This window comes from Rhizobacter sp. P3_C12 (assembly GCF_056402735.1).
The window spans coordinates 1-5,636 of sequence record NZ_JBFUGW010000343.1; the positions used below are offsets into that span (position 1 = coordinate 1).

Consider the following 5,636-nt stretch of genomic DNA (forward strand, 5'->3'; position numbering starts at 1 on the left):
GCCTGCACCTGCTCGCGCGACACCGGCTGCGTCGCCTCGCCATCGGCCGGCGGCCGCTCCGGTGGCACCAGCCGGCCGTCGAGCGCATCGCGGAACTGCGCGACGTTCTGCGGCCGATGGCTCGGCCGCACCGCGAGCGCCCAGTCGATCGTGCGCAGCAGCGGCTGGCCGATCGTGCCGCGCTGCACCTCGTCGAGCTGGGCGAGCGGCCTGGCGTCGTCGTGCACCGCGCGCGCGGCCGACGGCACCGGCGGCCGCCCGGTGATCACGAAATGCAGCACCGCGCCGAGCGCGTACAGGTCGGTCCACGGCCCCTGGCGCAACTGGCCGACATCGGCGTACTGCTCGATCGGCGCGTAGTTGGGCTTCAGGATCGCGGTCAGCGTCTGCGTGCGGTCGCCGATCACGCGCCGCGCCGCGCCGAAATCGAGCAGCACCGGCAGGCCCGACGGCAGCAACAGGATGTTGTCGGGCGCGATGTCGCGGTGGAACACGTCTTCGTCGTGCAGCACCTGCAGCGCGCCCAGCAGCGGGTCGATCACGCCGCGGATCCACGCATCGCTCGGCACGCCGGCCAGCGCCTTGCGCTCTTCCTTCAGCGTGCGGCCGGCGTAGTACGGCATCACCATGTAGGCGGTGCCGTTGGCCTCCCAGAAGCGGTAGACCTTGACCAGCGACGGATGGTCGAAGCGCGCGAGCAGCTTGGCCTCGTTGACGAACGAGCGCAGCCCGATGCCGAAGGTCTCGTGGTGCGCCTGCGAGCGCAGCGAGACCAGCTCGCCGTCGCCGCGCGCCGCCATCGCGGCGGGCATGTACTCCTTGATCGCGACCTGGCGCTCCAGCGCATGGTCCATCGCGAGGTAGACGATGCCGAAGCCGCCGACACCGAGCACGCGCAGGATCTCGAATTCGCCGAGCCGGGTGCCGGGACGCAACGCGTCCCCGTCGTCCTGAAGTCCCGCGCTGCCGGTCGGTGTGCTCATCGGGTCAGTGTACCGGGCGTCACGAGCGCTGCGACCCGGCCCTTACACTCGGCCGATTCCCCTCCCTCCTCACCGAGCCGACCATGCCCGCCGACAAGATCACCGCCACCATCTCCACCCGCGCGAACGTCTACTTCGACGGCAAGTGCGTCTCGCACGGCATCGAGCTGCCCGACGGCAGCAAGAAGAGCGTCGGCGTGATCCTGCCGTCCACGCTGCGTTTCACGACCGGCGCGCCGGAGGTGATGGACGTCGTCGAAGGCGGCTGCCGCATCCGCCTGAGCGGCAGCGAGGCCTGGCAGTCGTACGGCGCCGGCCAGTCGTTCTCGGTGCCGGGCCAGTCGGCGTTCGACATCGAGGTCACCGACACGATGCACTACGTCTGCCACTTCGGTTGARGCGGCGCGGCTGAGTTCAGTCACCACCCCCGCCACAGCCACCGCCCCCGTCGCCACCGCCGTCCCCTCCGCCATCGCTGCTGCCGCCCGAGGCATCGCTCGAATCGCTGCCTGATCCGCACGAGCCGCCGCAGCCGCTGATGTCGCTCGCGCAATGCGTGTTGCCGCGGTCGGCGCCGAGCAGGCTGCAATCGGGCACGTAGTGGTAGCCACCGGGGATCGCGAGCGCCGCGTCCAACGCGAACAGCATCGGCAGACGGCCGGCGCGCTGCGGGTCGATCCCCTCTTCCTTGCAACTCCAGAGCCAGGCGCGGCGCAGCCCGGCCTTGCGGTCGCCGTCCGGGCTGCTCGGCCCGAGCGCCTGCGCCGGCGTGTGGTGCAGCATGCGGCCGAAGGCGCGCCGGCAGAACGCGTCGTAGCTTCGGGTGTGCAGGATGAACTCGTGCCACAGCGCATCGACGATGCGCGAGGGCATCGCGACGAAGCCGCCGCGCGAACGTGCGCACGCGACGAAGAACTGGCGCAGCCCGCGCTCCACGTCGCCCAGCGCCTGCTCGTCCAGCGCCGGGTAGAGGCGGTGCATCTTGCCGCGCAGGAAGGCCGGGAAGGCCTGTTCGCGGATCACGCGCAGGCCCGAGCGCTCGCGCCAGGCCACCCAGGCCCGCCTCGCCAGCCACAGGCCCAGCGTGCCGGCCACGAGCATGAACAACAGGCGTGTCACGGATGTCGATGTCATCTGCTTGAAGTATGCCGTGGCGTCACGCTGCGTCGCGATGTGAAACCAATGCAAAATCCGCCAGATGGGACGATCGGGACATGGAGGGAAACGCTGGGCCTGCGCGCTGTTGGCCGTGGCCGGCCTGTGGACGGCGGGTGCCGCGCCTGCGGCCGACGCGCCGCCCGAGGGCAGGCCGCTGCTGACCATCGCCGGCAGCATCCAGCAGCGCAACGGGCCTGAGGGCCTGTCGTTCGACCTGGCGGCGCTGCAGAAGCTGCCGCAGCAGACCTTCTCGACGCGCACCCCGTGGTATTCGAAGCCGCGCAAGTTCACCGGCGTGCGGCTGCGCGATCTGCTGGCCGCTGCCGGCGCGCAGGGCCAGGTGGTGCGGGCGGTCGCGCTGAACGACTACAAGGTCGACATCCCGATCGAGGATGCCGCCGCCAGCGACGTGATGGTGGCCTGGCTGCTCGACGACAAGCCGATGCCGGTGCGCGACAAGGGGCCGCTGGTCATCATCTATCCGTTCGACGACCAGCCCGAGCTGCGCACCGCGGTGCACTACGGCCGGGCGGTCTGGCAATTGCGCCTGCTCGAGATCCGATGACCGGGGCGGCCGTTCCAGACCCCTTGCCGGTGACCGCGCCCCGCCGCGCCTGGCTCGCGATGCTGGCCACCACGCTGGTGCTCGCGCTGCTGGCCGCGGTGTACGTGCAGTGGCGCCAGTACGACCTGCTCGACAGCAGCGTGCACTACCAGAACGACGCGCTCGGCTGGAGCTTCTTCCAGCTGGAGACCGAGCACCTGCGGCTGCGCAACCAGATGCACATCGCGCTGGCCGACCTCTCGCTCGAGCAATCGCGCGCCGCGGCATCGGAGGCCTTGCAGAACCGCTACGACATCTTCGTGAGCCGCATCAGCCTGGTCGACCATGAACGCGCGGCGCGCATCATGCCGGACCACGGCATCTACACGCAGGCGATGCTGCAGGTGCGCGCCTTCGTCGCCGAGGCCGACCGCTACCTCGGCGAGAAGCCGGTGGCCGCGCTCGACGTGGCCGCGCTGCGCCAGCTGCTGGTGCGGCTGGATGGGCTGAGCGTGCCGCTGCACGACCTGTCGCTCGGCGCCTCGCACCTGCTGTACGAGCGGGTGTCGCAGCGCAACGCCGCGGTGCGCACGCAATCGCAGCTGAGCCTCGGGCTGACGCTGTTCCAGTGCGTGCTGCTGATCGCCTTCGCGCTGGTCGTGCTGCGGCAGTTCCGCGGGCTGTCCGAACGCGGCGCACGCCTGCAGGCGCTGGCCGACAACCTGGCGGTGGCGCGCACCGAGGCCGAATCGGCCAGCCGTGCGAAGAGCGTGTTCCTCGCCAACATGAGCCACGAGATCCGCACGCCGTTCCACGGCATGCTGGGGATGATGTCGCTGCTGCAGGACACGCCGCTCTCGCGCCAGCAGGCCGGCTTCCTGGACACCGCGAAGGATTCGGCGAACCACCTGCTCGCGATCCTGAACGACATCCTCGACATCTCGAAGCTCGAGTCCGGCAACCTGCAGGTGGTACCGCAGCCGCTGGACCTGGTGGCGATGCTCGGCCAGGTGGATGCGCTGATGCGCGTGCAGGCGCACGCGAAGGGCCTGCAGCTGCAGGTGAGCATCGCGCCCGACGTGCCGCCGTGGGTCAGCGCCGACGCGACGCGGCTGAAGCAGATCCTGTTCAACCTGCTGAGCAACGCGCTGAAGTTCTCGAACGCCGGCATGGTGAGCCTGGCGGTGACGCAGCATGCCGACGGTGCGCTGCTGTTCAGCGTGGTCGACACCGGCATCGGCATGGATGCGGCGATGCTCTCTCGCTTGTTCCAGCGCTTTTCGCAGGGCGACGACACCACGTCGCGCCGGCATGGCGGCGCCGGCCTCGGGCTGGAGATCTCGCGCAGCCTCGCGCGGCTGATGGGCGGCGACATCGCGGCCAGCAGCCAGGCGGGTGTCGGCAGCCGCTTCGTCGTGACGCTGCCGCTGCCGGCGATCGAGCCCGCGGGCGGCACGTCGACGGGCGCCGCCGCAGACAGCGCGGCGGCGATGCAGCCGATGCGCGTGCTGGTGGCCRAAGACCATCCGGTGAACCGCGCCTACCTGGAAGCGGTGCTCGACAAGCTGGGGCACCGGGCGGTGTTCACCGAGAACGGCGAGCAGGCGGTGCGCGCGGTGCAGGCGCAGGAGTTCGACGTCGTGCTGATGGACCTGCACATGCCGTTGATGGACGGCTTCGCGGCAGCGCGTGCGATCCGCGCGATGCCGCTGCCGAAGGGGGAGGTGCCGATCATCGCGCTGACGGCCGACGCGTTCCAGGAATCGCAGGAGCGTGCCCGCCAGGCCGGCATGAACGGCTTCCTGACGAAGCCGGCGCACCTGCCGCAGCTGCGCGAGGTGCTGGGGCGCTACGGCCAGCACCCCTCGACGGTCTTCACGGCGATCGACGGCAGCGATGCGGCGGCACCAGCCTCGCCGCTCGACCAGGCGACGGTCGACAACGTCAGCGTCGCGCTCTCGCCGGCCAAGTATGCGGAGCTGCTGGCCCGCTTCTTCAGCCTGCACAGCGGCACGCTGCAATCGCTGCGGCAGACGCAGGGCCGGCGCGACCGCGAGAGCATCCGCAGCCAGGCGCATGCGCTGAAGGGCGCGGCGCTGAGCCTGGGGCTGCGCAGCGTGGCCGACACCGCGACGCGATTGCAGGAGGCCGCCGCGAATGATTCGAAAACGCCGATCGAGCCGCTGCTCGACGAGCTGGACCGGCACATGGGGATCACGCGGGACCTGTGCGTGAAGCTGGGGTTGCTGGCGGGGTAGGAGATTGTCAACAATGTTTTCCTGCTGACCGCAGAGGCCGCCAGGCTCTTGCGCCGGTGCAGTTGACGCGCGCTTAATCCGGGCCTTCGTGGCGTCGGGGCAGTTCCCCTCAGAGGTTCAGAGGGTGTGACGACACGAGTCGATCAACTGCCTACCGGAACCCATCGATGAAGACGACGACCCGCGCAGGGGTCATTGTTGTTGCGACCTGCCTGTTGAATTCCGCGCTTTGCCACGCAGAGCTTCCCCCACCGCCCGTTTCGCCGACGCCGGTGACGGCGTATGAATACGATGCCCAGGGCAACCGCACCAAGATCATTCGCGATCCGGGCGGGCTGAACCTGGAGACCAGGCTCAGCTACGACCCGCTGTATCGGGTGAAGGACCACACCGACCCGAAGAGTGGCAAGACGAGCTTCGAGTACGACGGCGGAGATCGAACCACCAAGGTCACCGACCCGAGGAACCTTGTTACGCAGTACCCGCGCGACGGCTTCGGCAACGCGCTCCAGCTGATCAGTCCGGACACCGGCACGGCGAACCAGACGTACAACGAGATCGGCAACCTGACGACCCGCACGGACAGCCGCGGCGTGCTGGAGACGTACTCCTACGACGGGGTCGACCGGCTGACGCAGCTGGTCTACAGCCAGAGCGGCCAGCCCAGCTTGACGGTCAGCTGGACCTACAGCC

General features: G+C 69.7%; 5 protein-coding genes and 1 pseudogene. 4 read left to right on the plus strand and 2 right to left on the minus strand.

Annotated features, from left to right (window positions below):
* The coding region (locus AC1DXV_RS30465; RefSeq protein ID WP_477937186.1) for a serine/threonine protein kinase at positions 1-983 on the minus strand (983 nt) is incomplete at its 3' end.
* 83 nt (positions 984-1,066) lie between these two features.
* Between AC1DXV_RS30465 and ppnP the strand changes: the two genes are divergently transcribed.
* Positions 1,067-1,381: a pyrimidine/purine nucleoside phosphorylase gene (gene ppnP, locus AC1DXV_RS30470; RefSeq protein ID WP_477865659.1), complete on the plus strand. Its 315-nt coding sequence runs from the start codon at positions 1,067-1,069 to the stop codon at positions 1,379-1,381.
* A gap of 16 nt (positions 1,382-1,397) precedes the next feature.
* Here the strand turns inward: ppnP and AC1DXV_RS30475 are convergent, their stop codons facing one another.
* Positions 1,398-2,102 (minus strand): glycine-rich domain-containing protein, encoded by a 705-nt coding sequence (locus tag AC1DXV_RS30475; protein ID WP_477865658.1) that lies wholly within the window; start codon positions 2,100-2,102, stop codon positions 1,398-1,400.
* 79 nt (positions 2,103-2,181) lie between these two features.
* Between AC1DXV_RS30475 and AC1DXV_RS30480 the strand changes: the two genes are divergently transcribed.
* The 3 genes and pseudogenes from AC1DXV_RS30480 to AC1DXV_RS30490 all read left to right on the plus strand — a co-directional run.
* Positions 2,182-2,706: a putative pterin-binding protein gene (locus AC1DXV_RS30480; protein ID WP_477865657.1), complete on the plus strand. Its 525-nt coding sequence runs from the start codon at positions 2,182-2,184 to the stop codon at positions 2,704-2,706.
* Positions 2,707-2,735: 29 nt separating this feature from the next.
* Positions 2,736-4,943, plus strand: coding sequence for an ATP-binding protein (locus AC1DXV_RS30485; RefSeq protein WP_477937188.1), 2,208 nt, complete (start codon positions 2,736-2,738; stop codon positions 4,941-4,943).
* A 272-nt stretch (positions 4,944-5,215) separates the two neighbouring features.
* Positions 5,216-5,636 (plus strand): annotated as a pseudogene (locus AC1DXV_RS30490) (hypothetical protein); the annotation flags it as partial.